The organism is Mycobacterium sp. D16Q16 (genome assembly GCF_002013745.1).
In the GTDB taxonomy this organism is placed as follows: Bacteria; Actinomycetota; Actinomycetes; order Mycobacteriales; family Mycobacteriaceae; genus Mycobacterium.
Genome location: NZ_MAEY01000020.1, coordinates 1 through 24507, shown reverse-complemented (window position 1 = coordinate 24507; position 24507 = coordinate 1). Strand labels below are relative to the sequence as shown.

Here is a 24507-nt window from a genome sequence, read left to right as displayed (position 1 = left end):
CGATCCCGCATCACTCGATACGATCGATGCGATGACATCGCCCAAGTCCCCGACCGGCCGCCTCGATCCCATGATCGGAGCGGTGCTCGACAGTCGGTATCGCATCGAAACCGCGATCGCGACGGGCGGTATGTCGACCGTCTACCGCGGGCTGGACACCCGGCTGGACCGCCCGGTGGCCGTGAAGGTGATGGACAGCCGCTACGCCTCCGACACCGGGTTTCTCGCACGATTCCGGCTCGAAGCCCGGGCCGTCGCCCGGCTGCGTCACCCGGGTCTGGTGGCCGTGTTCGACCAGGGAATGGATGGTAGGCACCCGTTCCTGGTGATGGAACTGATCGACGGGGGCACACTGCGGGAGCTGCTGCGTGAACGCGGGCCCATGCCGCCGCACGCGGTGGCCGCGGTGTTCAACCCGATGCTGGGCGGATTGGCGGTTGCACACCGGTCGGGACTGGTGCACCGCGACGTCAAACCCGAGAACGTCTTGATCTCCGATGACGGCGAGGTCAAACTCGCCGATTTCGGGCTCGTCCGTGCCGTCGCCGAAGCCGGGATAACCTCGACCAGCGTGATCTTGGGCACCGCGGCGTACCTGTCCCCCGAGCAGGTGCGCACCGGCTCGGCAGGCCCACGCAGCGATGTCTATTCGGCCGGGATCTTGATGTACGAGTTACTCACCGGTTCAACACCATTCACCGGCGACACGCCGTTGGCGCTGGCCTATCAACGCATCGATCGTGATGTCCCGGCACCCAGTGAGGCGATCGACGGTATCCCGGAGGAGTTCGACGAGCTGGTGCTGCGCGCCACCTCCCGCGAGCCGGACGCGCGCTACGCCGACGCCGCACAGATGGGCGCCGAACTCGACGCCATCGCCGCCGAACTACACCTGCCGTCCTTCCGGGTGCCCGCGCCCCGGGATTCCAAACAGCATGTGGCCGAACAGCTATACCGCAGCCGGCTGATCGAGACGGGCGGCAGCACGGACGCCGCACCGGCCCGTGATCTCGACGCCGCCGACACCGCCTCGGCCGCGGCGGCCCTGGGCGTCGCTCCACGACCCGGCGCCGCGCCCCGCCCCAGGGTGCCCAATCCCACACGGATGATGGACCCGGTGCCCGCGTACGAGCCCGAATTCGATCGGGAATTCGACGACGAATCCGACGAATCGGCGTTCTTCGCCGATATCGACGACTCGGACTACCGGTACGAACGTCAGCAGAGCCGCCGCGCGATCTTCATGTGGCTGGTGATCGTCCTCATCATCACCAGCTCGGTGGCGGCGGGATGCTGGTCGCTGGGCGCCAACATCACCAACCTGCTCTAGTCCCTGAGCATCTCCGCGACGAGGAATGCCAACTCCAGCGACTGCTGGGTGTTCAGACGCGGGTCGCATGCCGTCTCGTAGCGACCGGCCAGGTCATCATCCGAAATATCCTGGGCCCCACCAAGACATTCGGTGACGTTCTCACCGGTGATCTCGACGTGAATACCGCCCGGATGCGTGCCGAGTGCGTTGTGCACCTCGAAGTAACCCTGCACCTCGTCGACGATCCGATCGAAATGCCGTGTCTTGTAACCGCTGGGCGACTCGTGGGTGTTGCCGTGCATGGGATCGCACTGCCAGACGATCTGATGTCCGGTGGCCTGCACCTTCTCGATGATCGGCGGAAGCAGATCCCGCACCTTCGAGTTGCCCATCCGCGAGACGAATGTCAGACGGCCCGGCTTGTTATGCGGGTCAAGGCGTTCCACGTATTCGACGGCCTGATCGGGCGTGGTCGTCGGGCCGATCTTCATCCCGATCGGGTTGGCGATGATCTCGGCGAAGGCCACATGGGCGTGATCGAGTTGCCGCGTGCGATCGCCGATCCACAGGTAGTGGGCCGACAGATCGTAGAGCGCGGGCTCGCCGTTCTCGTCCTCGGCCAGGCGCAGCATCGCCCGCTCGTAGTCGAGCACCAGCGCCTCGTGACTCGCGTAGATCTCGGCGGTGTCCAGGTTGGAATCCGCCACGCCACAGGCGCTCATGAACTTCAGTCCGCGGTCGATCTCGGAGGCCAGCGCCTCGTACCGCGCACCCGCGGGCGAGGTGCGGACGAATTCGCGGTTCCAGTCGTGCACCAGGGCCAGCGAAGCCAGGCCCGAGCCAGTCACGGCACGCACCAGGTTCATCGCGGCGCTGGCATTGGCGTAGGCGCGCACCAGGCGCGACGCGTCGTGCTCGCGCAGTGCGGCATCGGGGGCAAAGCCGTTCACCATGTCGCCGCGGTAAGACTTCAGCCCCAGGGCGTCGGTATCCGAGCTGCGCGGCTTGGCGTACTGGCCGGCGATGCGGGCCAGCTTGACCACCGGCATGCTGGACCCGTACGTCAGCACCACCGCCATCTGCAGCAATGCACGGATGTTGGCCCGGATATGCGGCTCGGTGTTGTCAGCGAAGGTCTCGGCGCAGTCTCCGCCCTGCAGCAGGAATGCCTCACCACGTGCCACCTGGGCCAGCTGGCCCTGCAAACGCTGGATCTCCGCGGGGACGGTGATCGGGGGCACGCTTTCCAGCACGGTCCGCATGGCAGCGGCCTGATTCGCGGGCCAGCTCGGCTGCTGAGCAGCAGGTTTGGCGAGCGCGGTATCCAGGCGCTGACGCAGATCGGCCGGGAGCGGCGGCAGCTCCGGCAATTGGTCGATGGGGACGTCGACTGTCCAGTTCACGAACCCATCTTAACCGCCCCTTACCAGCGGATTTTTACCCGGGATTGCGTGGCGATCAGCCCGGCGGGACCATCGCGCGGTAGCGGGCCAGGTTGTACCGGGCATCCACCAGTGCATCGTGCGAGTCGGCGGGCCGTTTCGGCACAGTCGGCTGGCCCAGGTCGTGCCACAGCTGCTTGAGTTCCAGGGTGAACCGTGGGATCGGCCGGGGCAGCGCCGTCATGGGTCCCCACAGCTGACAGAGCGCCACGTGGTCGTAGGCACCCACCCAGGCCCACAGTTCGATCGGGTCGGTCGGCCCACCACCGTTCAGACCGAGGAACTCGGCCAGCTCATCGCGGATCTGACCGCGTGAGCGCCACAGTGGGGACGACAACGCCGGCAGCTTCGGCAGCACGTTCTGGCGCACCCACGGGCCCGCCTGCTGTGGATCGAAGGCGGTGGAGACGGCGTAGTACTCACGGCCGTCTTCACACACCATCCCGATGGAGATGAGTTCGATGGTGCGGCCGTCGTCGATGAACTCCGTGTCGTAGAAATAACGCACGCATGCCGCCTAGTTGTGCGCCGGAGAGGCCGGCGCCAGCTCATCGGCCCGCGCCGGCTCGTCCTCGCGCACACCATCGTTCACGTCCGACGGGGCACGCCGCAGCCATATCCAGCTGGCCACGAGCACCGCGAGATGAACGAACACGTAGAGGCTGGGTATCAGGTCGTTCAGCACGCCGCCTGGTCGCAGCGTCAACGCACCCGAGTCCGGTGTCTTGCCGCTCAGGCTGGTGAACCAGGCCGCGAACACCGCGCAGAACGCCCACATCGTGACCGCCGACGCCCGTTTACCCAGCACGTACCCGCGGTAACCCAGATGGACGACCAACGGCACGAACCACACCCAGTGATGGCTCCAGCTGAACGGCGAGGCCGCCGCCGACGCCATCCCCACGATGGAGATCGCCAGCAGCAGCTGACCGCGCCGGTAGGCCAGGACCGCGACCACCAGACTCGCCGCGATCACCAGCACCGACAAGGCGGTGGCGGTCCCGGCCGACAGGTCCAATCTGAGAAACAGTCCGCTGATGCTGGTGCTCGCGGTGGGATCGCGGGTGATGCGACTGATCTTCTCGAAGGCACGGTCCACCCAGTAGTAATGCGAGGCGGAGGGCAGGAAGACGAAGCCCAGACCGATGGTGCCAAGCAGCGTGACGGTCGCGACGACGGCCGCGCGAATCCGTCCCACCAGGAACAAGAAGACGATGAAGATCATCGGGGTTAGCTTGATGCCGGCCACGATCCCGATGCCGATCCCGGCCAGCTTCCACCGTTTGCGAGCCAGGATGTCCGTGACCACGACGGCCAGTATCAGCAGGTTGATCTGACCCAGCTGAATGGAGAGCCGGACCGGCTCCAGCCACGAAACCAGCCCGACCAACAGGGCCAGCAGCCCCCACAACCCGGCCTTAGCGGAGACATTCAGCCAGGCCAGCATGCGCCACACCGAGTAGACGAGCAGCGCCGGGAACACCACAAGCGACAGGATCTGCGCTGTGAAGTCGGTGATGAAGGCCAGCGGGGTGAAGACCAATGCCGCGAACGGTGTGTAGGTGAACAGCAGATCGTCGAGCTCGCCATTGCGCCCGATCGAGTAGAGATCCAGCCCGTCCAGTACGCGGGTACCACCGAATCGGTACACCAACACGTCGATCTGCAGCGCATACGTCGGCCAGTGAATGAAGACGACCGCGTGCAGCAACAGAGCGACAGCGAGGACGAGCGGGCCACCCCACGTGATCCATCTGGCAACTCGACGAGCGGAGCCGCGGTCCGCGATGGTGGTTTCGGTTATTGAATTCGGCACGGCCCTCGCATCTCTCAGTTCTCCCGCCGGGTGGCCTCAAGACTAGCGGGCGCGGCGCGGATAGCTGACCCACGCCCCACGGCGAGGTGCCACGTCAGATGCAGGGAAGATGCACAGACCCCCGATTAACCGGCGGCGCTCTCCGGGATGCGATCGGGCTGCGTGGAGGACTCCGTGGGCTTGCCGGTGCTCTCCTTGAGCGCGGACGCGTAGATGTCGACGTACTCCTGACCGGACAGCTGCATCAGCTCGTACATCACCTCGTCGATGACTGCACGTTCGATGAAGCGGTTTCCGGCCATCCCGTCGAAACGCGCGAAGTCCAGCGGCTTGCCGATCTTGACGGTGACCTTGGAAAAGTGCCAACGAGCGGTTCCCGGCGGATTCATCACATCGGTGCCGACCATCGCGATCGGGATCACCGGTACCCCCGTGGCCAGCGCCATGCGCGCCAAGCCCGTCTTGCCCTTGTACAGGCGTCCATCCGGAGACCGGGTGCCCTCCGGGTAGATGCCCAGCAGCTTGCCCTCCCCGAGTAACCGCTTAGCGGTGCTCAGAGCATTCTCGGCGGCGTCGGCGCTGGCCCGATCGATCGGAACCTGCCCGGCGCCACTGAAGAAGACCTTCTTGAGCCAGCCCTTGAACCCGGGCTCCGTGAAGTACTCGCTCTTGGCCAGGAAGGTGACCCGGCGGCGCAACACCAGGCACAAGTAGAAGCTGTCCACCACCGCGAGGTGGTTACCTGCCAGGATTACCGGCCCGGACGAAGGGACGTTCTCCAGACCTTCGACTTTCGGGCGGCCCATCAGCTGCAGGATCGGCCCCATGAAGATGAACTTCAGCAGCCAATAGAACATCGCGCATCCTCTCCCGATCCCCGTGAGCAGCACAGGGCTGGCGCCGAGCTTACCCTCGGCGACGGCGAATCTCCGTGGACTGTCGAAGGTCCCGCGCATTACCGTGCCGGGCACGGACCTGCGACAAGATCGGGAACTCGTCGCGGCTGGTAAAGGCCTATCGCGCGCTGACAGCGCCACTCGCGGGACGCCGGATGATCGGCATCGCGGATAGATGGGACGCGGTGTCCCGGAACTGGCCCGGGGCGCTCGTCACTCGTCGATGTCGACCGGGATGGGTTGATAGCCAGTGGATTGCGAGCTCGGCGACGGAGGCGGGAACGGACTGTGATACTCGCGGCCGGGCACACCATCTGGGCCGCGATCGTCGGGGCCGCCTTGCCCCTCGGCCTCCAACATCGCCCGCACCACCATCACCAGCGCGAGGCTGTGTTCGGCGATCGTGGCCAACAGCGGATGGTGCTCACCCTCGACAAGGGCCGCCAGCGCGCAGACCGGGCAGAACAGCTGGTTGCACTTTCCGGGCACAGCGCCGTCTCCGGGGGCGCGAGCAGCCTGCCGTAGCGCCGGATCGAGCATGTCGAGGATGGAGGCGGCCAACGCCCGCAGCTCGGGACCGAGCTCCGGATGGGTACCCGTCACGTAGGCCACACCTCCGGATCCGCTCTAAACCGTATGGTCAGCTCGCTACTGACAAGCCGGGCATCGACAACCACACAGCGCCGCAGCACGGAGGCCAGCCGGACCCGCCGGCGCATCCCGTTTGCACCGATGACCAGGTCATCTCCCACCCGGCCGAGGCTCAACGTGGCCGGGTCGATCTGCGGTAACTCTAGCCTCAACCGATAGACGGTGTCCGCTCCGGATCCGGATTCGTGCTCCACGACGGTGGCCAGCGGCGCCGGGGGCGCAGCGCCGTCACGCCGCCGCACCGCGTCAGCCAGCTCACCGAGGGCCTCGGGACCGATGGGCTCGCGCGGTAGATGCGGTACCAGCAGCATCTCCACGTCGCCGATCGCCTCCCCCATCTCGTCAAGAACCGCGGCTTGGTCGGCGATGCGCTGCATGTACCAGTCAAACGCCGGATGCGCGGGCAGATTGTGGTATTCGTACGAATCATCTTGAATGAGAACCTGATTGACGATCACCTGGTCGATGCGCACACCCATCAGCGCCAGCGCCCCCACGGTACGGATGGCCTCGGCCACCACCACACGCTCGGGAGTCAGCACCAGGTGCGCCCCCACCCGCTCGGCGTCCGACAGCAAGCCCGCGAGCCGATCTGCCGACGCCGCAACGCGTTCCAGCAGTTCGGCCAGAATCTGCGCGCGAAGCGTGCCGACACCGCCGAGTCGACGATGCCGCGGCCAGGCCCGCTCCAGGTACATCGCGAAGGTTCCTGGCAGGGTCAGCATGCGCAACGCGTCGGCGGTCGAAGCACAGTCGACCACGACGACATCCCATTCGCCCGTCTCGGCCAACTGCTGAACCTCGTGCAGGCCAAGCATCTCCTGAACACCCGGAAGCGCGGAAAGCTCTTCGGGCGCAAGCGATCCTATATCCGATTCGGGGTACTGCGCGGCGATTGTCTCGGCAATGTCACCCCAGCGCCGCTCCAGCAGACCCAGGGTATCCAGGGCCATGACGTCGAGTTGCCCCCCGTACGGGTCCTCGATCACCCGCACACAATGGGCACCCGGCGACGGATCGACCCGGACGCCGAAAACGTCGCCAAGGGAATGCGCCTGGTCGGTAGATACCGCGAGCACCCGTTGGCCTGCCCGCGCGTAGCGCACCGCGGTGGCACCGGCCAGCGTCGACTTACCCACGCCCCCCTTGCCGACGAAAAGACCGATGGTGGCTGTCAACGGCGATTCGACATCTGGGCGCGGCGTCGCGTCGACGTCGCTAGCGGTCAGATTCGACTCGCTTCTTCAGATCCTTGAGCGCGGAATCGGTGATCTTGCGTTCGGCCTTACGCTTGAGCATTCCGATCATCGGAATTTGAAGGTCGACCGCGAGCTCATACGTCACCTCAGTGCCAGACCCTTTGGGCGCCAAAAGGTATGCCCCTTCCAGCGAACGCAACAGGGAACTTTCCGCCAGGGTCCAGGTGACCTTACGGCCATCCGGAGACCACACGTACTCCAGGACCTGGGTGTCCTTGAGGACACCGGCGTCCAGCACCAACCGGGCACGTTTGACCCTGCCCTGGGAGTCGGTGTCGAGCACCTCGGTTTCCTTGTACTCCGACACCCATTCCGGGTAGGCGCCGATATCGGCGATCACCGCCATCACTTTGCCGGGTTCGGCGTCGATGGCAATCGTTTGGGTAGTCTTCTCAGCCACCTGACAGACGCTACCCTTCTCCCTGGCGCTCGGATACTCCCATCCTGGCAATTCGCCGTGGCCGCATGAAGGAGAGACGCCCATGAGTCGTCTGGTGGCGAAGGTGCTCGGTGTGCACCAGAGTATCTACATCGCATCGAAAGGCTATCTGGGTCATCGCGTTCCGGGGATGGCCCCCAGCCTGCTACTGGCCTCTATCGGCGCCAAGAGCGGAGCGCAGCGCGTCAACTCGCTGACCTACGCAACGGATGGCGACAATCTCGTCATCGTGGCCTCGAACGGCGGCGCCCGCCGCAATCCCGCCTGGTATCACAACCTCAAGGCCCATCCGGACGTGCAGGTGCAGCTGGGCAGGCATAAGCGCCGGGTCCGCGCGACACCCCTGCTGCCCGGTGACGCGGATTACGAGCGACTGTGGAAGTTAGCCGACACCAACAACTCTGGCCATTACAGCACCTACCAGCGGGCGACTTCCCGCCCCATTCCGTTGGTCGTGCTCGCCGCTATCTGATCAGGCCTGCGGCACCCACGACTCGCCAATCGGCCGACTGGCCTCGAGCCGCTGCTTGATCCCGAAGGCGAACCGCTTCCCAGCGATGCGACGGGCGTGATTGAGCTTGGCCAAATTCAACTTGGCCACCTGTGCGGCGCTGGCGCCGGTGGGCTCAGCGTGCAGGAAATAGTGCAGGATCGCGCCGTCCAGTGCGGGCTCAAGCCACACCTCCATCGTTCCGGTGACGGGCCCGGCGACCGTCCAGCGGATCCCCTTCTCGCCCCGCTCCTCGACGACGTTGAGCTGCAGGTCAGGCCACCAACGGCGCCAATCCGCAGGGTTGGAGATGGCGCGGCCGATCTCCGCGGGATCTGCGGCGATAAAGGTCTGGTCGGCGACCTGAATGCTGTTCATCGCGGACAAGCTTAAGCCTCGCCGCCGAAGGAAATGCGGCAACGCCTTCGACGATCTTCAGGCCCCGACTAGTCTGAGCCGGTGCGAGAGTTCAGCGTCCCTGCCCCGTTCACCGTCGAGGACAACGCGTCGGTTGTTCATGCCGTCTATGACTACGAGCGTGAAGACCCCAACCAGGCGGCGTTTTCCCGCCTCGTCGACGGCACCTGGACACCCGTCACGTACGCGGAAGCCGCCGCGCAGATCCGGGCGGTAGCCAACGGTCTGATCGCCAAGGGCGTAGCGCCCGGCGATCGCGTGGCGCTGATCTCGGCGACGCGGTACGAGTGGACGATCATCGACTACGCGGTCCTGTCGATCGGCGCCATCACCGTGCCCATCTACGAGACCTCCTCGGCCGATCAGGTCCGATGGGTACTGCAGGACTCCGCGGCGGTGGCGCTGTTCGTGGAATCCGATGCCCACGCCGCGATCGCCGAAGAACTCGCACCCGAACTGCCCAACCTGCGCACCGTCTTTCACATCGCCAGCTCGGGCGTCCCCGCGGCCCTCGACGAACTCGCCGAGGCGGGAGCCGGTGTGGACCCCGCCGAGCTCACCGGCCGGCTCGACGCCATCAAGGCCACCGACCCCGCGACGCTTATCTACACCTCGGGAACCACCGGGCGACCCAAGGGCTGCCAGCTCACCCACTCCAACCTGGTGTACGAAACCCGCGGTGCGCGTGCCGTTTTCCCCGACTACTTGCAGAAGGGCAGCAGGACGCTGATCTTCCTGCCGCTGGCTCACGTGCTGGCCCGCGGTATCGCGATGGCGTGCTTCCAGTCCAAGGTAAGCGTCGGTTTCACCAGCGATATCAAGACGCTGGTGCCGACATTCGGGATCTTCAAGCCGACCTTCATCGTCTCGGTCCCCCGCATCTTCGAAAAGGTGTACAACACGGCCCGTCAGAACGCCCAGAACGACGGCAAGGGAAAGATTTTCGACGCTGCCGCCGATACCGCCGTCGAATACAGCCAGGCGCTGGACAACGGCGGCCCGGGCATCGTGTTGCGCGCCAAGCGCGCCGCCTTCGACAAGCTGGTGTACGGCAAGCTGCGCGCGGCGCTCGGCGGTGAGTGCGTGGCGTCGATCTCCGGTGGAGCTCCGCTGGGTGCCCGACTGGGCCACTTCTACCGTGGCGTCGGCCTGACCATCTACGAGGGCTACGGCCTCACCGAGACGACGGCGGCCTGCGCCGTGAACGTCATCGGCGGGCTCAAGATCGGCAGTGTCGGAAGGCCCTTGCCCGGTAACGCCGCCAAAATCGCCGATGACGGCGAATTACTGGTGTCCGGTGGTGTCGTGTTCAGCGGCTACTGGAACAACGAGAAGGCCACCAGCGAATCGATCTTGGACGGGTGGTTCCACACCGGCGACCTCGGCGCGATCGATGAGGACGGCTTCATCACGATCACCGGCCGCAAGAAGGAAATCATCGTCACCGCCGGCGGTAAGAACGTCGCACCCGCGGTGCTGGAGGATCAGCTGCGCGCTCACCCGTTGATCAGTCAGGCGATGGCCGTCGGCGACAAGCAACCGTTCATCGGCGCTCTGATCACGATCGACCCCGAGGCCATCGACGGCTGGAAGCAGCGCAACGGCAAGCCCGCCGATGCCACCGTCGCCGACCTGGTCGAGGATCCTGACCTCCTCGCGGAGATCCAGACCGCCGTGAAGGCAGCCAATCAGGTTGTCTCCCATGCCGAAGCCATCAAGAAGTTCCGGATCCTGCCGGTCGACTTCACCGAGGCCACCGGCGAGATGACGCCGACGCTGAAGGTGAAGCGCAACGTGGTGGCCGAGAAGTTCGCGGCAGATATCGACGCGATCTACTCGGGGTCACCCGAGTAGATCGGTCCATCAGGGGAACCTATCCGGAGCCGGTGACCAGTTCGGCGAAACGCGCCGCGTGGTGATCCCAGCGCCAATGATCGGTCACCCAGGTGCGCCCCGCTGCCCCCATCACCGCCGCACGTGCCGGATCCGACAGGATCTGGACAATCGCATCGGTGATCGCGGGCACGGACCTGCCGTCGACAACGAGTCCCGTCTCTCCATCGCGCACGGTTTCCGGTGCGCCCCCGGAGTTTCCGGCAACCACCGGAACACCGCAGGCCGACGCCTCCAGAAACACTATTCCCAGGCCCTCCACGTCCAGGCCCGCCCCGCGCGTACGGCAGGGCATCGCGAAGACATCGCCCATCGCGTGATGAGCGGGTAGCTCTTCCCACGGCACACCGCCGGTGAACACCACGTGCTCATCGACACCGACTCGAGTGGCCAACGCGCGCAACGGTTCCGCATACGGACCGCCACCCACGATCACCAGCGCCGCACCATCCACCCGCTCCCGGATCGCCGGCAGCGCCTCGATCAGCATGTCCTGGCCCTTGCGTGGGACCAGCCGGGAGACGCACACGATGGTCGGCCGCTCCCCCAGCCCGTAACGCCGCCGCAGCTCCTCACGCGCCCCCGGGTCAGGATGGAACCTGCCGCTGTCGACACCGGAGGGCAGGTACTCCAGCGCAGCACGCGGCCCGAACGCGGAAGCGAAACGACCCCGGGTGTAGCGGCTGACATAGGTGATCACATCGGTGCTGTCGCCGATCTGCCGCAGCGCGGACCGTGCCACCGGAAGCATCGACCAGCCCACCTCATGCCCATGCGTGCTGGCCGCGGTCACGGCGGCTCCCGCCGCCTTGGCCGCCGAGGACAACAACGCGAGCGGCGCGGCCGCGCCGAACCACACCACCTCGGAGCGCTGCGATTTGATGAGGTCCACCATGCGCTGCCGGACGCCGGGGCCAGGAAGCATCAGCGAGGTCGGATGGCGCACCACGTGGTAGTCGGCGGCGGCGTCGTAACGTTCGCACCCCTTCCACCGCGGCGCGTAGACAGTGACCTCGTGCGATCCGGCCAGCCGGGTCACCAACTCCTGCAGGTAGGACTGAATGCCACCGGGCCTGGGTGGAAAATCGTTGGTGACCAACAGGATCCGTCGTCGCGGGGCGCCAGGCTGAAAGGTCACGACGCCTACCGTAGTGGACGAGCGCCGAGCCAGCTCTGCCACTGCCGAACCAGCGTTGCCTCGTCGATGCCCAATGCCCGCTCGATCGCCGCGCCGGGCTGACCCGGCACGGGATCCGCCCCATACCGGTACAGCTGCACAAGCGAGGGCTCGCCAAAGGTCTCGGCCACGTATTGCGCCACCGACCACGCCTCCTCGTACGCCTGTGTGCGGTGGGGGCCCGGACTGTCGATATCGCCGTCGGTGGGTAGATGGTCCGGAACCTGGCCCGCGGCAAGGGCACTCGTCAACGTGGGCGCGGCGTTTCGGAAGGGGGTACCGCTACCGCGGCGCCCGTTGTAGTCGGCCACGCCCTCCACCAGCCAGAGGGGCGCATGGTCGCCGGTGACCGTGCGTGCCGCGGCATGGAACAGCTCGTGGCGCAGCACCACCCGAAACTGATCGGGTGGCAGGGCTGCCGAGCCGGGCGCGAAGATCACCCGCTGCCCCACGGCAACTCCGCTCTCTACACGGTCCGATACGGCGGCGGCGGCGATTCCGTCGGTGTGTTCGCCACCGACGAGGGCGGCGAACTCGGCGTCAGTCCCTGCCGCGATCAGCAGCACCCCCGCACGCCATTGCGGGCCCCAAAACTCCGACAGCGATGCCAGCGCACCGGCAATCTCATCGACAAGCCGCGGCGCCACCGAAAAGCCGGGGTGTCCAAGCACCACCACTTCCCGGTCCCCCGCTCGCTTCCGTGTCTCCACCACCGGCGCGAACTGCCAGGGCACGGCGACCGCGCTGGCGTCGAACAACCGCCAGGCGTCATCATCGTGCAGCACACCGACCGTGACCGGGCGCCGGACGGTGACCGTGTCCACCCCGCTGACGGCGTAAACCAGCGCGGCATCCAGCATCCATTGCTGTTGCCGTGCAATGGGATTAGCCGGAACGTCGGCCGACAGCCGGTACTCGAACGTGTCGGCCTTCAGCCCCGAGAGATTCTCCTGCACCCGCTGCTGAGCCTCGATGAACGCGGGCTTGTCCGGAGCGAGCACGGCGCGCAATGCCGCGACGTCATGGCTGCGCAACGCATCGGAGTAGCGCGTCAGCAATGCCTGAATCGCGGTGCGGACGTCGCTGGCCGGTGGGGCGGGCTGCGCTCGACAACCACCGCAGAGAATCAGCATGAGCACCGCGAAGAACGATGCCCAACGTGCTACCCCAGGCACGCGCGCACGAAGGATGCGGCTCAGTAGCGACGCGCGTTATAGATCGGGCCGGATGACGTGATCGGCGCGACCGCGACCGGAACACCGTAGGTCGAGGCGTGCACCATCATGCCGTTGCCGACATAGATGCCCGTATGCGAGGCGTCCCCGTAGAAGTTGATGACATCGCCGGGCTGTAGGTCACTCAGCGCGACGGGTGTACCGCCACGTGCGAGTGCCTGGCTGGAGTGCGGCAGCGATACGCCCTGCTGGCCGTAGGCCCACATCACCAGACCCGAGCAGTCGAAGGCGTTGGGGCCCGAACCGCCCCACGAGTAGGGCGCGCCGATCCGGGTCAATGCGGCCGCGACGGCGCTGGCGCCGACAGGTGAACCTCCGCCGCCGATGGCGGCTTCCGGTGCGGGTGCCGCGGCGGCGGCCTGCATCAGCGGCTCATCCGGAACCTGGCCCGGCTCGCCCGCGGGCGGCGGGGGCACGGGTGCCGGTGCCAGCAGCTGTGCACGCTGGCCGGGGCTCAGGGTGTTGTACTGCGACTTGACGACCGCGATCTGCACCTGCAGCTGGCTCTGCTTGGCCTGCAACGAAGCGCGTACATTCTTGGCCTGCTCGGCGGCCACCCGGGCCTGCTCGGCGGCATCACGGGACCGCTGCTCGGCCTGATCTGCCGAGGACTGCGCAGCGCGATAGCTGTCCATCCGGCCGCGCATCTCGCCGCCCACGGTGCGTTGCACCGACAGCTGGTCGATCAGGTTCTGCGGCGAGTTTGACGTCAGCACGGCGCCGTAACCACTGGTGTTACCGCCCATGTAGGCGGCGACCATGGCCTTGTTGACGTCGACTTGGTACGTGGACACCGCCATGCGCGCAGCCTTCGCGACGGCCTCATCAGCGAGAACAGCCTTTTCAGCATCGCGCTGGGCCGCCAGCTTGGCGTCGAGATCGATCTTCGCCGAGTTAGCCGCCTCGGACGTTGCCTCGGCCTGGCGGGACAGCTCGTTGAGCTTCTTGACGGCGTCGTTGTTGGGGTCGGCGGTCGCGATCTGACCACCCGTAAATACCCCACCGACCAGGGCGGCAGCAGTCAGCGCGAGCATGGCGCGACGGAGTGGAGAGGGCGTCAATCGATCCGAATGATTTCGAAGAAGACGCCCGACACTCACTGACTACATCCCTTTACTGCAATTTGATCGCCGCGAACTACGGCGCCGATAGGTCTCAGACAGGTTACGAAATGGCATCGACATTGTCCACCGCAGTGTGGAATGACGTCAGTGTCGCGTAAACGCCGGTTCTCCTCCCCGTTTCCGGGGCGGGCCATCATGCACCTATTTCGAGTGTGCCCTATGCGACTCCCGCATCGGGCGTCTTCGCCGAATCAGGCGTGTCGTACGTGCGCTGAATGGGCACCAGGCGCAGCCTGGGCGCCATCCCGGCCTCGGCCAGGACGGCCAGCGCGGCACGTTCATCGTCGGCGAGTGTCTGGGGCACCCCCAATAGCACGCTGACCACGCAGTCGCCGCATCCCGGGCCGCGCATCGCGCAATCGTCGCAATCGATGAGCATGGCTCCTCCTCTCCTATAAGTCGTTCTTTCGGGTTCAGGCGGACGGTAACCGCGCCCACCGACAAGTGGACGGTCCCTGGCACGCTGTCGATATGACGGAACAGCAGCAGCCGGCACACCACGACCGCCGCCGGGCTGAGTCGTTTGGAGGCTCCGCCGACGCCTATGACCGTCATCGGCCCCGCTATCCGCAGCCGCTGATCGACGAGCTCGTATCCGGCGGGCAGACGCGCGCCCTGGATGTGGGAGCAGGTACCGGGATCGCGGCGGCACAGCTGGCCGCGGCCGGTGCCGAGGTGCTGGCGGTCGAACCGGACGCGCGGATGGCACGGGTGGCGGCCGGGAAGGGTATCGCCGTCGAGGTGGCCACGTTCGAGGACTGGCGGCCGGCGGGCCGGATGTTCGATCTGGTGCTCTTCGCCCAGTCCTTCCACTGGGTAGAGCCCGCTGCCGCGCTGCCGAAGGTGTTGACGGTGCTTCGCCCCGGCGGCCGCCTCGCCCTGGTGTGGAACCGCATTGTGCCCACCACGCCGACACAGGACGAGCTGGACACCGTCTACGCCGATTTCATGGACACCACCCGGCGCCCCTCCATCGACACCGAGGACACCGTCTCCCCGACCCTTGAGAAATCCGGTTACCACGTGCGGCACTCCCATTTCCTGGAGCGGCGGCACTTCTCCACGCGGGCGTACCTGGACATGGTCTTCACCTACTCCAATCACCTCACGCTCGATGCCCCCGCCCGCGCCGTATTGCGGTCCCGGCTGGAGGAGAAGATCGGCGATGACGGCGTCGACACCACAAACGACGCACTCGCGCTGATCTGCACTCCCGTGGCGTGACGCCGAAATGTCGGTCCCGGGTCTTACGGTCACGACATGACGCAGCTGACCTTCGACGAGGTGCACTCCTCGCCGGGGTCGTCGGCGCAAGCCCTGCGTGACACCACCTTTGTGGTGGTGGACCTGGAGACGACCGGGGGCAGCGCGGAGAACGACGCGATCACCGAGATCGGCGCGGTGAAGGTGCGCGGCGGCGAGGTGCTCGGGGAGCTGGCCACGCTGGTCGATCCGAAACGATCGCTGCCGCCACAGATCGTCCGCCTCACCGGCATCACCTCGGCGATGCTGGTGGACGCACCGCCGATCGAGCAGGTGCTTCCGACATTTCTCGAATTTGCCCGTGGCGCAGTGCTGGTCGCCCATAACGCCGGCTTCGATATCGGGTTTCTCAAGGCGGCCGCGCGGCAATGCGGGATCGACTGGCCGCAGCCCACCGTGCTGTGCACGGTCCGGCTCGCCCGCCGGGTGTTGTCGCGCGATGAGGCGCCGCGGGTCAGCTTGGGTGCACTGGCTCAGCTGCTCGGCGCATCCACCACCCCCAACCACCGGGCCCTCGATGACGCCCGGGCCACCGTCGATGTACTGCATGCGCTGATCGGCCGGGTCGGCAACCAGGGCGTCGACACCATGGCAGAGCTGCGACGGTACCGGACCCAGGTACCCAACGCGTTGCGCGACAAACGCTCACTGGCCAATGGAATGCCTTACGCCCCAGGCGTTTATCTGTTCCGCGGACCATCCGGCGAGGTGCTGTACGTGGGCACCGCGGTCAACCTGCACCGGCGCGTGCAGCAGTACTTCACCGGCGCGGATCCGCGCGGCCGCATGCGCGAGATGGTCACCATCGCCACCGCGGTGGATCACGTGACCTGTGCGCACCCGCTGGAGGCAGCGGTGCGCGAGCTGCGGCTATTGGGTGCGCACGCACCGCCGTACAACAGGAAGTCACGATTCCCGCACCGCTGGTGGTGGGTGGTGCTCACTGAGGAGCCATTCCCCCGTTTCGCCGTCGTCCGGACCACCAACGGGCGCCCGATGCTCGGCCCATTTCGCGCACGCGGCGACGCCGCGACGGCCGCCCTGGCACTGGCCCGGTTCACCGGCGTGCGCACGTGTGCCGCACGCATCGGTGCCAACGGCCGGCACGGCCCCGTATGCAACGGCCAGTCCTATCCACACGACACCGCCTCCCCGTGCCCTGCCCCTGCCGGGGCGGATGCGAGCGAGTACCGCGACGCACTCATTCCGGCGCTCGCGGTCCTGTCCGGCACCGAAGGACACCCGCTGCACGCCATGTGCGACCGAGTGGCCGACCTGAGTGCTCTGCGACGGTACGAAAGTGCCGCGCGACAGCGCGATGCGACCGCCACCCTCGTCGAGGCGCTGGCCCGCCAGCACCGCCTGCACGCCCTCTCGCGCCTCGAGGAGCTGATCGCCGCGCGGCCCGACGGTGAGGGCGGATGGCACATCGCCGTCATGCGGCATGGACAGCTGGCCGGTGCCGCGATCGCCCGCCGGGGTGTCCCTCCGATGCCGGTGGTGGCGGCAGCTTCGGCGTCGGCCCAAGTGGTACTTCCGACCCCCGAACCGTTCGGCGGGGCCGCACCCGAGGAGACCGGGCTGATCACGCGCTGGCTGGCCGAACCCGGTGTACGGATCGTGTCCTCGACAGACGGCTACGCCGAGGCGACGGGATGTTCCGGCCCCCTGCGGGATTGGGCGGCGACAGCACGCAGCGCGCGCATCGCGCACGCCGTCCACCACGACGACTGGGGGCTGTCCGAGCTGATCAGGCCTGGGCGTGCCGTTGCGTCCCGGGCCGCCGGCTGATTGTGCTGCCTAGTCGACCAACAGTGAGTCGAAATCGCCGTGCCGCACCGAGTCGCGGCAACTGTTGACCTGCTACCGCGCTACAGGGTCCAGCCCGAATCTGCCGCGGGAACCCTATTCCGCCCCGAGGCGCCGGCTGACGACGATCCACTTATCCAGCAGCGCCGCCGCTGCCCCCGAGTCGATCGCGCTGGACACCCGCGCGAGTGCGTTCTCCCAGGCGGGCAGCCATTGAGCATCGCTGGCCAGCCCGGCATGCGCCACCACGGCGCCCGCGGCGTTGAGCACCACCGCGTCGCGCACCGCGCCTGTTCCGCCGGCCAGGACCGCCCGGACCTCGGCGGCATTGAACTCCGGATCACCGCCAACCAGCTCCTCCAGCCGGGCACGCGCGAAACCGAATGCCGCCGGATCGAACCGCAGCTTGTCGACGGTGCCCGCCTGAACCCGCCAGATGGTGCTGGTTGTGGTGGTGGTCAGCTCATCGAGCCCGTCGTCACCATGCACGACCAACACACTGGACCCACGTCCGGCGAAGACCCCCGCCGTGACCTCCGCCAGGTCAGCGAAAGCACAGCCGATCAATCCCGCCCGGGGGCGAGCCGGATTCGTCAGCGGCCCAAGCAAATTGAATACCGTCGGGACACCGATCTCACGACGCACCACGGAGGCGTACCGGTATGACGGGTGAAAATGCGGCGCGAAGCAAAACCCGATTCCCACCTCGGCGAGACTGCGCGTCACCTGCTCGGGCCCCAGGTCGATGCGCACTCCCAGCGCCTCCAGCGTGTCAGCGCCACCGGCCAGTGAGGAGGCGGCCCGGTTGCCGTGCTTGACCACCGGTACACCGCACGCCGCCACCACGATGGAGGCCATGGTGGACAGGTTCACCGTGTTCGCGCCGTCGCCTCCGGTACCGACGATGTCCACGGCGTTGGCGCCGATCTGTTCACCCGAGGGAAACCCGATCGCGTGCGAGAGCATCGTGTCAGCCAGCTCGCCGACTTCAGTGGACGTCGGGGACTTCATCCGCATCGCCACCCCGAAGGCCGCGATCTGGGCGGGGGTGGCCGCGCCCGTCATGATCTGGTCCATGGCCCAGGCCGCCTGACCCGCCGACAGGTCACGACGGTTGGTCAGCTCGCCCAGTACCAGGGGCCAGGAATGTTCGGGCACGCCGCAAATGGTCCCATGGACACAACGCTGACAACAAAGGACCAATTGCCCTCCGGGCACAGCGCGACACGCCGGGCAGCCGCGGCCGACACCACTCTCATCAGAGGCCACACACGTTGTGGAGAGTCGGTCACAAATCAATGTCGGACCCGGGTGGCTCTCGACAACTACAAAGCGTCATACTTACGACGTGACGACCGCAGCAGCCCCAGGATCGCCGGCGGGAACCGCCATTACCCAGCGGGTTCATTCACTGAACCGGCCCAATATGGTGAGTGTTGGCACCATTGTGTGGCTTTCCAGTGAGTTGATGTTCTTTGCTGGACTCTTCGCGTTCTACTTCACCGCCCGGGCCCAGTCCGGCGGTAATTGGCCGCCGGAGCCCACCGAGCTGAACCTTGGTCTTGCCATCCCCGTCACCGCCGTGCTGGTCGCCTCGTCGTTCACCTGTCAGATGGGTGTGTTCGCCGCGGAGCGTGGCGATGTCTTCGGGCTGCGCCGCTGGTACGTCATCACCCTCATCATGGGCACCTTCTTCGTCCTCGGCCAGGGCTACGAGTACATCAACCTCGTGCACGAGGGCACCACCATCGCCGGCAGCGCCTACGGCTCAACCTTCTACTTGGCCACCGGCTTCCACGGTCTGCACGTCATCGGCGGTCTGGTCGCCTTCATCTATCTCCTGGTTCGTACCCGGATGAGCAAGTTCACCCCTGCCCAGGCAACCTCCGCGATCGTCGTGTCGTACTACTGGCACTTCGTCGACATCGTGTGGATCGCATTGTTCGCCACCATCTACTTCGTCCGATGAACCAGCCCGACTCGGTGAAGGGAGCCCCACAGTTGAACGTGGAGCCCGTCAACAACACAGCCGCCAAGAAACGCGCACGCCGCAAGTTCCGCCGTCGCATCTCAGCAGGTTTGCTGCTGCTGATCGCGCTGGTAGTTGCCGGCGGCTTGGCCTCGACCTTCACGCCCACCCCGCAGGTCGCGGTGGCCGACGAGGACAAGTCAGCGCTACTGCGCACGGGCAAGCAGCTGTACGAGACCTCGTGCATCACCTGCCACGGCGCGAACCTGCAGGGTGTGCCCGACCGCGGCCCGAGCCTCATCGGCGTGGGCGACGCGGCCGTCTACTTCCAGGTCTCCACGGGCCGTATGCCGGCGATGCGCAACGAGGCTCAGGCCCAGCGCAAGGACCCGATCTTCGACGAGGAGCAGACTGACGCCCTCGGTGCATACATCCAGGCCAACGGCGGCGGACCCCAGGTCGTCCGTGATGGCGACGGCGCAATCGCTCAAACGTCGTTGCGCGGCAATAACATCGCCCGCGGTGGCGACCTGTTCCGGTTGAACTGCGCGTCCTGCCACAACTTCACCGGCCGCGGTGGCGCCCTCTCGTCGGGCAAGTTCGCCCCCGAGCTCGATCCGGCCAACGAGCAGCAGATCTACACCGCCATGCTCACCGGCCCGCAGAACATGCCCAAGTTCTCCGACCGCCAGCTGACCCCCGACGAGAAGAAGGACATCGTCGCCTACGTCAAGGCTTCGACCGAGACCCCCGATCCGGGTGGTTACGGGCTGGGCGGCTTCGGACCGGCGTCTGAAGGTATGGCCATCTGGATCATCGGCATCGTCGCCGCCATTGCCGCGGCACTGTGGATTGGAGCGCGCGCGTGAGTGGCGATCCCAAAGTAGAGATTCCCAGCGACGAGCAGCTCGCGGCCATGAGCCGCGACGAGCTGGTCAAGCTCGGTACCAACCTCGACGGCGTCGAGATCGTCTACCGCGAACCACGCTGGCCCGTTGAGGGCACCAAGGCAGAGAAGCGCGCCGAGCGTCTGATCGCGCTCTGGTTCGCCCTCGGCGGGGTATTTGGCCTCGCCCTGCTCGGTGTATTCCTGTTTTGGCCCTGGGAGTACAAGCCATTCGGCGATCCGGGTAATGCGGCGTACAACCTCGCGACACCGCTGTACGGCCTGACCCTGGGTCTGTCGGTGCTCTCGCTGGGTATCGGCGCGGTGCTGTACACCAAGAAGTTCGTTCCCCAGGAGATCTCGATCCAGGACCGCCACGACGGGCCGGGCTCGTCGGAGGTGGACCGCAAGACCATCGTCGCGCAGCTGCAGGACACCCTGGAGACCTCGACGCTCCCCCGCCGCAAGATGGTCATCCGGGCTCTCGGGTTCGGCGTCGGCGCGATGGGCGCCGGCACCGCCGTCGCATTCATCGGCGGCCTGATCAAGAACCCGTGGGCCCCCGTGGTCCCCACCGCCAATGGCAAGCAGCCGGTGCTGCTCACCAGCGGCTGGACCCCGCGGTACAAGGGCGAAACCATCTACCTGGGCCGGGCCGTGGGCAGCAGCTCGCAGATCCTGCTGAAGGTCCGCCCCGAGGACATCGACGCCGGTGGCATGGAGACCGTGTTCCCGTGGCGCGAGTCCGATGGCGACGGCACCACCGTCGAATCGCACGAGAAGTTGTCGCATATCTCTATGGGCGTACGTAACCCGGTGATGATCATCCGGGTGCGCCCCAGCGATATGGGCAAGGTGATCAAGCGCAAGGGACAGGAAAGCTTCAACTACGGCGACCTGTTCGCGTACACCAAGATCTGCTCGCACCTGGGTTGCCCCACATCACTTTTCGAGCAGCAGACCTACCGCATCCTGTGCCCGTGCCACCAGTCGCAGTTTGACGCACTGCACTTCGCCAAGCCCATCTTCGGGCCGGCCGCCCGGGCGCTGGCACAGCTGCCGATCACCGTCGACAAGGACGGATACCTCGTCGCCAATGGCGACTTCGTCGAGCCCGTCGGACCCGCATTCTGGGAGCGCAAATCATGAGCGAAACAGCCCAAAAGCCGTCACGCCTAGGCAAACAAGCTGAGGCGATCGACTCTCGGTACCACCTCGCCGCCGGGATGAAGCGGCAGATCAACAAGGTCTTCCCGACGCACTGGTCGTTCATGCTCGGTGAGATCGCGTTGTACAGCTTCATCATCCTGCTGCTCTCGGGTGTGTATCTGACTCTGTTCTTCGACCCGTCGATGGCCGAGGTCACCTACAACGGCGTCTACCAGCCGCTGCGCGGTGTGCAGATGTCCAAGGCGTACGAGACCGCGCTGAACATCAGCTTCGAGGTCCGCGGTGGCCTCTTCGTGCGACAGATCCACCACTGGGCAGCGCTGATGTTCGCGGCGTCGATCATGGTGCACCTGGCGCGCATCTTCTTCACCGGCGCATTCCGCCGGCCCCGCGAAGCCAACTGGGTGATCGGCTCGCTGCTGCTGATTCTGGCGATGTTCGAGGGCTACTTCGGCTACTCGCTGCCCGATGACCTGCTCTCCGGTATCGGTCTGCGCGCCGCGATGTCATCGATCACCTTGGGTATCCCGGTCGTCGGTACCTGGATGCATTGGGCGCTGTTCGGCGGCGACTTCCCCGGCAACATCTGGATCCCGCGCATGTACGCGCTGCACATCCTGCTGATCCCCGCGATCATCCTGGCCCTCATCGGCGTGCACCTGGCGCTGGTGTGGTACCAGAAGCACACCCAGTTCCCCGGCCCGGGCGCCAAGGAGTCCAATGTGGTCGGCGTGCGCATTCTGCCCGTGTTCGCACTGAAGGGCGGAGCGTTCTTCGCCTTCACCACCGCCATCCTGGCGCTGATGAGTGGCCTGCTGCAGATCAACCCGATCTGGTTGTTGGGCCCCTACAAGCCCTCACAGGTGTCGGCGGGCAGCCAGCCCGACTTCTACATGCAGTGGACAGAAGGCCTGGCGCGTCTATGGCCTGCCTGGGAGCTGTACATCTTCGGGCACACCGTGCCCGCGGTGTTCGCGGTGGCGATCATCATGGGCGTGGTGTTCGGTCTGCTGACCATGTACCCGTTCATCGAGAAGAAGCTGACCGGCGACGACGCCCATCACAACCTGCTGCAGCGTCCGCGTGATGCTCCGGTACGCACCGCCATCGGTTCGGCGGCGATCTCGTTCTACATGATCCTGACGCTGGCCGCCATGAACGATGTCATCGCGCTGAAGTTCCACATCTCGCTGAACGCGACGACCTGGATCGGCCGCATCGGCATGGTCATCTTGCCGATCGTCGTCTACTACCTCGCCTACCGGTGGGCCATCGGCCTGCAGCGCAGCGACCGCGCGGTGCTCGAACACGGCATCGAAACCGGCATCATCAAGCGACTGCCGCACGGCGAATACATCGAGCTGCACCAGCCACTAGCCGGAGTCGACGAGCACGGCCACGCCATCCCGCTGGAATACCAGGGCGCGGCAGCACCACAGCGCATGAACAAACTCGGATCCGCCGGCGCACCCGGCACCGGCTCGTTCCTATTCGCCGACCCCGCCGACGAACAGGCCGCACTCGTGGAAGCCGAGCACGAAGCGCACCACAAGTCGCTGCTCGCTCTGAAGGAGTACCAGGACGGCGAGCCGTCGACAAACGGTCACGGTCACTAGAAGTCAGCTCGACGATTGGGCCCCGCATACGAAAGTATGCGGGGCCCAATGTTTTACCCTGGCTGTATGCAGGAGATGACGCGCGAGCAATGGTGGGCCTTCGCCACCGAGGGCACCCGCACCGGAATGCTCGGCCTGGTCCGGGCCAACGGCGCACCCATCGTGACGCCGGTGTGGTTCCTGCTGCACGAGGGCTCCGACGGCGATGAGCTGATCTTCACGACGGGCACGGAAACCTTGAAGGGCAAGGCCATTCGGCGAGACCCACGCATCTCGCTGGCCGTCGACGACCAGCGGCCGCCGTACTCCTACGTCCAGTTCTCGGCGGAGGCGCGGCTGAGCAATGATCTCGACGAGATGCTCGAGTGGGCGACCAGGATCGGCGGACGCTACATGGGAGCCGAGCTGGCCGAGGACTTCGGCCGCCGCAACGCGGTCCCGGAAGAATCACTGGTGCGCGCCACCATCACGAAAGTCGTTGCCCGCGCAGGGATCGCCAACTAGGACGACGCGCCGAGCTCACGCAGCTTTTTGAGGGTCAGCCACGGAATCACGCCCATCGCGCAGGTAATCACTCCACCGAGCACGAACGCGACGATGGCGGCGGTCTCACTGTCCACCGCCAGCAGGTAGGTACCGGTGACCACCGCCAGCAGTGCCAGACCGATCCCACCAGCGATCCCCACCGTGGCCCGCAGCCACAGCCGGTCGGCCGCTGCCGATTTCGACGCCGCCTCGGCGGCCGCCCGATATGCCGGCGACCCGGGCCCGTTGTAATCCTTGGGAGCAAGGCTCACGGGGTCCACGAGACCACCGAATGTCTTGAGCTTTTCGGTCGAGGCCTCCGCAGGAGGCGGGCCTGACGGCACGCTGCGTCCACCGGAGGCATTGGCGCCCTTCGGCTTAGGTGCTGCTGTTGATGGGCCACGCTTCGTGGGCCGGGTCGCCGTCTTACGGGCGCGCAACAGCAGTGGCACGGCGCCGATGATGACGGCAAGCGACACCCCGATGACGATGTAGATCCCCCACGAGCTACCAGCGGACCCTGTTGAGTCCTCCCCCACTCCAGTCATCACAACGATGGCGCCGACCAACATACCGACGAATGCCAGCCAGATCACGGCACACAACCCGATCAGCATCCGGTCGACGGACTCGGGAGAGGATCGCCGCACCGGTCCGGCAAGTGCCTCCAGCGGCTTGGCCAATCGACCCGCTGGCATCAGCAGGTTGCCTGGGCCGAGTTGTTGTTGTTGGAGGACAGCACCTGACCGTCACTGGTGGTGATCGTGCAGTTGAGCTGGCTCAAGCGCAGCATGCTGCTCGCCGATACCGAACCAATCTCCGAGTTGGAGATCGGGGTGACGGTGATCGACCACGGGATATACGCATTCGGCGCCACCCGGGTACGCCCTTGAGGGTCGATGTAGGTGATCGTGATGCGGTCGAGCGGCGCCTTGGAACCCGTCACCGCGTACGTGATCTGCCGCGGCTGGGCCGGCGTCGTGGTCGTCGGGGGCGGAGGAGGCGGCGGCGTGGTGGTCGTCACCGGCGGCGGGGCCTCATGCGTCGTCACCGGTGGAGGAGGCGGCGGAGGAGGCTCGACCGTCACCGTCTCAGTCACCGGCGGAGGAGGCGGGGGC

At 66.3% G+C, this 24507-nt stretch carries 25 protein-coding genes; 10 read left to right on the top strand and 15 right to left on the bottom strand.

Translation table 11 applies throughout. The annotated features are described in order from the left end of the window. Positions 1–31: 31 nt before the first annotated feature. Positions 32–1330, top strand: a complete 1299-nt coding sequence (locus tag B4394_RS18835) for a protein kinase domain-containing protein (protein ID WP_139360301.1) — start codon at positions 32–34, stop codon at positions 1328–1330. Here B4394_RS18835 and B4394_RS18830 read toward each other — a convergent pair. The 7 genes from B4394_RS18830 to B4394_RS18800 all read right to left on the bottom strand — a co-directional run bounded on the left by B4394_RS18830 (position 1327) and on the right by B4394_RS18800 (position 7776). Then, positions 1327–2715 carry a class II 3-deoxy-7-phosphoheptulonate synthase gene (locus B4394_RS18830; protein WP_078311817.1) on the bottom strand — a complete coding sequence of 463 codons (1389 nt, stop codon included), beginning with the start codon at positions 2713–2715 and terminating at the stop codon, positions 1327–1329. The two genes, B4394_RS18835 and B4394_RS18830, sit on opposite strands and share 4 nt — an antisense overlap. 55 nt (positions 2716–2770) lie before the next feature. Continuing rightward, the gene (locus tag B4394_RS18825; RefSeq protein ID WP_078311818.1) at positions 2771–3262 is read right to left on the bottom strand and encodes a polyadenylate-specific 3'-exoribonuclease AS; all 492 of its coding nucleotides are present in this window, start codon (positions 3260–3262) and stop codon (positions 2771–2773) included. 9 nt (positions 3263–3271) lie between these two features. After that, positions 3272–4570 carry a glycosyltransferase 87 family protein gene (locus B4394_RS18820; protein ID WP_078315937.1) on the bottom strand — a complete coding sequence of 433 codons (1299 nt, stop codon included), beginning with the start codon at positions 4568–4570 and terminating at the stop codon, positions 3272–3274. Positions 4571–4695: 125 nt separating this feature from the next. After that, a complete protein-coding gene (locus B4394_RS18815; RefSeq protein ID WP_078311820.1) occupies positions 4696–5427 on the bottom strand; it encodes a lysophospholipid acyltransferase family protein in 732 nt (243 codons plus the stop codon). 252 nt (positions 5428–5679) lie between these two features. Then, entirely contained in the window at positions 5680–6069 is a 390-nt protein-coding gene (locus B4394_RS18810; protein ID WP_078315973.1) for a hypothetical protein, read from the bottom strand. Then, positions 6066–7346 (bottom strand): ArsA family ATPase, encoded by a 1281-nt coding sequence (locus B4394_RS18805; RefSeq protein ID WP_217697777.1) that lies wholly within the window; start codon positions 7344–7346, stop codon positions 6066–6068. The genes B4394_RS18810 and B4394_RS18805 overlap by 4 nt, the downstream gene beginning before the upstream one ends. Continuing rightward, the gene (locus tag B4394_RS18800) at positions 7336–7776 is read right to left on the bottom strand and encodes an SRPBCC family protein (RefSeq protein ID WP_078315935.1); all 441 of its coding nucleotides are present in this window, start codon (positions 7774–7776) and stop codon (positions 7336–7338) included. Before B4394_RS18800 ends, B4394_RS18805 begins: the two co-directional genes overlap by 11 nt. An 82-nt stretch (positions 7777–7858) precedes the next feature. On the opposite strand from B4394_RS18800, the gene B4394_RS18795 reads away from it, so the two are divergent. Further along, positions 7859–8287: a nitroreductase family deazaflavin-dependent oxidoreductase gene (locus tag B4394_RS18795; RefSeq protein WP_078315934.1), complete on the top strand. Its 429-nt coding sequence runs from the start codon at positions 7859–7861 to the stop codon at positions 8285–8287. Here the strand turns inward: B4394_RS18795 and B4394_RS18790 are convergent, their stop codons facing one another. Continuing rightward, positions 8288–8683, bottom strand: coding sequence for a polyketide cyclase / dehydrase and lipid transport (locus tag B4394_RS18790; RefSeq protein ID WP_078315933.1), 396 nt, complete (start codon positions 8681–8683; stop codon positions 8288–8290). It abuts the gene before it with no gap. Between the two features lie 81 nt (positions 8684–8764). On the opposite strand from B4394_RS18790, the gene B4394_RS18785 reads away from it, so the two are divergent. Further along, positions 8765–10576: an AMP-dependent synthetase/ligase gene (locus B4394_RS18785; protein ID WP_078315932.1), complete on the top strand. Its 1812-nt coding sequence runs from the start codon at positions 8765–8767 to the stop codon at positions 10574–10576. A gap of 19 nt (positions 10577–10595) precedes the next feature. On the opposite strand, the gene B4394_RS18780 is transcribed toward B4394_RS18785, so the two are convergent. The 4 genes from B4394_RS18780 to B4394_RS18765 all read right to left on the bottom strand — a co-directional run bounded on the left by B4394_RS18780 (position 10596) and on the right by B4394_RS18765 (position 14530). Continuing rightward, positions 10596–11753 (bottom strand): glycosyltransferase family 4 protein, encoded by a 1158-nt coding sequence (locus tag B4394_RS18780; RefSeq protein WP_078315931.1) that lies wholly within the window; start codon positions 11751–11753, stop codon positions 10596–10598. Positions 11754–11758: 5 nt separating this feature from the next. Next, on the bottom strand, positions 11759–12922 hold the full coding sequence (locus tag B4394_RS18775; RefSeq protein WP_078315972.1) for a hypothetical protein: 1164 nt from the start codon (positions 12920–12922) through the stop codon (positions 11759–11761). 65 nt (positions 12923–12987) lie between these two features. Beyond that, on the bottom strand, positions 12988–14088 hold the full coding sequence (gene ripC, locus B4394_RS18770; RefSeq protein ID WP_286142114.1) for a peptidoglycan hydrolase RipC: 1101 nt from the start codon (positions 14086–14088) through the stop codon (positions 12988–12990). Positions 14089–14308: 220 nt separating this feature from the next. After that, positions 14309–14530 (bottom strand): hypothetical protein, encoded by a 222-nt coding sequence (locus tag B4394_RS18765; RefSeq protein ID WP_046253397.1) that lies wholly within the window; start codon positions 14528–14530, stop codon positions 14309–14311. A gap of 92 nt (positions 14531–14622) precedes the next feature. Here B4394_RS18765 and B4394_RS18760 point away from each other — a divergent pair, with 92 nt between their 5' ends. Continuing rightward, positions 14623–15375, top strand: coding sequence for a class I SAM-dependent methyltransferase (locus tag B4394_RS18760; protein WP_078315971.1), 753 nt, complete (start codon positions 14623–14625; stop codon positions 15373–15375). 36 nt (positions 15376–15411) lie between these two features. After that, on the top strand, positions 15412–17205 hold the full coding sequence (locus B4394_RS18755; protein WP_078315930.1) for a DEDD exonuclease domain-containing protein: 1794 nt from the start codon (positions 15412–15414) through the stop codon (positions 17203–17205). Between the two features lie 114 nt (positions 17206–17319). On the opposite strand, the gene trpD is transcribed toward B4394_RS18755, so the two are convergent. After that, positions 17320–18381 carry an anthranilate phosphoribosyltransferase gene (gene trpD / locus B4394_RS18750; protein WP_078315929.1) on the bottom strand — a complete coding sequence of 354 codons (1062 nt, stop codon included), beginning with the start codon at positions 18379–18381 and terminating at the stop codon, positions 17320–17322. A gap of 268 nt (positions 18382–18649) precedes the next feature. On the opposite strand from trpD, the gene ctaE reads away from it, so the two are divergent. The 5 genes from ctaE to B4394_RS18725 all read left to right on the top strand — a co-directional run bounded on the left by ctaE (position 18650) and on the right by B4394_RS18725 (position 23368). Next, positions 18650–19192 carry an aa3-type cytochrome oxidase subunit III gene (gene ctaE / locus B4394_RS18745; RefSeq protein WP_502688413.1) on the top strand — a complete coding sequence of 181 codons (543 nt, stop codon included), beginning with the start codon at positions 18650–18652 and terminating at the stop codon, positions 19190–19192. After that, a complete protein-coding gene (gene qcrC, locus B4394_RS18740) occupies positions 19189–20061 on the top strand; it encodes a cytochrome bc1 complex diheme cytochrome c subunit (protein ID WP_078315928.1) in 873 nt (290 codons plus the stop codon). Before ctaE ends, qcrC begins: the two co-directional genes overlap by 4 nt. Continuing rightward, positions 20040–21227 carry a cytochrome bc1 complex Rieske iron-sulfur subunit gene (gene qcrA, locus B4394_RS18735; RefSeq protein WP_169053046.1) on the top strand — a complete coding sequence of 396 codons (1188 nt, stop codon included), beginning with the start codon at positions 20040–20042 and terminating at the stop codon, positions 21225–21227. The genes qcrC and qcrA overlap by 22 nt, the downstream gene beginning before the upstream one ends. Continuing rightward, entirely contained in the window at positions 21224–22864 is a 1641-nt protein-coding gene (qcrB, locus tag B4394_RS18730; protein ID WP_078315927.1) for a cytochrome bc1 complex cytochrome b subunit, read from the top strand. Before qcrA ends, qcrB begins: the two co-directional genes overlap by 4 nt. A 66-nt stretch (positions 22865–22930) precedes the next feature. Continuing rightward, positions 22931–23368 (top strand): PPOX class F420-dependent oxidoreductase, encoded by a 438-nt coding sequence (locus B4394_RS18725; RefSeq protein WP_078315926.1) that lies wholly within the window; start codon positions 22931–22933, stop codon positions 23366–23368. Here B4394_RS18725 and B4394_RS18720 read toward each other — a convergent pair. Beyond that, positions 23365–24087, bottom strand: coding sequence for a DUF2561 family protein (locus B4394_RS18720; RefSeq protein ID WP_078315925.1), 723 nt, complete (start codon positions 24085–24087; stop codon positions 23365–23367). The genes B4394_RS18725 and B4394_RS18720 overlap by 4 nt on opposite strands. After that, the coding region (locus B4394_RS18715) for an MmpS family transport accessory protein (RefSeq protein ID WP_217697776.1) at positions 24087–24507 on the bottom strand (421 nt) is incomplete at its 5' end. The genes B4394_RS18720 and B4394_RS18715, both read right to left, overlap by 1 nt.

Excerpts from the sequence above, each read along its gene's own strand:
- B4394_RS18835 (WP_139360301.1), top strand. The coding sequence starts at position 32 with ATGACATCGCCCAAGTCCCCGACCGGCCGCCTCGATCCCATGATCGGA.
- B4394_RS18815 (WP_078311820.1), bottom strand. The coding sequence starts at position 5,427 with ATGTTCTATTGGCTGCTGAAGTTCATCTTCATGGGGCCGATCCTGCAG.
- B4394_RS18795 (WP_078315934.1), top strand. The coding sequence starts at position 7,859 with ATGAGTCGTCTGGTGGCGAAGGTGCTCGGTGTGCACCAGAGTATCTAC.
- B4394_RS18790 (WP_078315933.1), bottom strand. The coding sequence starts at position 8,683 with ATGAACAGCATTCAGGTCGCCGACCAGACCTTTATCGCCGCAGATCCC.
- B4394_RS18765 (WP_046253397.1), bottom strand. The coding sequence starts at position 14,530 with ATGCTCATCGATTGCGACGATTGCGCGATGCGCGGCCCGGGATGCGGC.
- B4394_RS18760 (WP_078315971.1), top strand. The coding sequence starts at position 14,623 with ATGACGGAACAGCAGCAGCCGGCACACCACGACCGCCGCCGGGCTGAG.
- B4394_RS18755 (WP_078315930.1), top strand. The coding sequence starts at position 15,412 with ATGACGCAGCTGACCTTCGACGAGGTGCACTCCTCGCCGGGGTCGTCG.
- ctaE (WP_502688413.1), top strand. The coding sequence starts at position 18,650 with ATGGTGAGTGTTGGCACCATTGTGTGGCTTTCCAGTGAGTTGATGTTC.
- qcrC (WP_078315928.1), top strand. The coding sequence starts at position 19,189 with ATGAACCAGCCCGACTCGGTGAAGGGAGCCCCACAGTTGAACGTGGAG.
- qcrB (WP_078315927.1), top strand. The coding sequence starts at position 21,224 with ATGAGCGAAACAGCCCAAAAGCCGTCACGCCTAGGCAAACAAGCTGAG.
- B4394_RS18725 (WP_078315926.1), top strand. The coding sequence starts at position 22,931 with ATGCAGGAGATGACGCGCGAGCAATGGTGGGCCTTCGCCACCGAGGGC.
- B4394_RS18720 (WP_078315925.1), bottom strand. The coding sequence starts at position 24,087 with ATGCCAGCGGGTCGATTGGCCAAGCCGCTGGAGGCACTTGCCGGACCG.